We start from the raw sequence: 253 nt of genomic DNA, 5'->3' as shown, positions 1-253 counted from the left end.
TGTGCCTGGTTGTTTCCGGGCTTTTGGGTTCAGGATTGGTAATTTGTGTGGGGTTTTCTGTCCAGCATTGGGGTTCTCGGGAGCTGGAATGCAGAAAGCCGCCCTTGGGCGGCTTGGTGTTTTGGATTGGTTGCGGGGGCAGGATTTGAACCTGCGACCTTCAGGTTATGAGCCTGACGAGCTACCGGGCTGCTCTACCCCGCGCCATTTGCGCTGATCGGGAGATAGCGCTGGTTCATCGTTTCGAGAGACG

Annotated in this window: 1 tRNA gene; it reads right to left on the bottom strand. The window is 56.5% G+C overall.

Annotated elements, in window-relative coordinates:
- Positions 1–127: 127 nt before the first annotated feature.
- Positions 128–204 (bottom strand) — tRNA-Met (locus IB235_RS24965).
- Positions 205–253 lie beyond the last annotated feature (49 nt).

It is taken from the genome of Paracoccus sp. PAR01, from assembly GCF_014851995.1.
GTDB lineage: Bacteria > Pseudomonadota > Alphaproteobacteria > Rhodobacterales > Rhodobacteraceae > Paracoccus > Paracoccus litorisediminis.
This window is presented reverse-complemented; position numbering and strand designations above follow the sequence as displayed.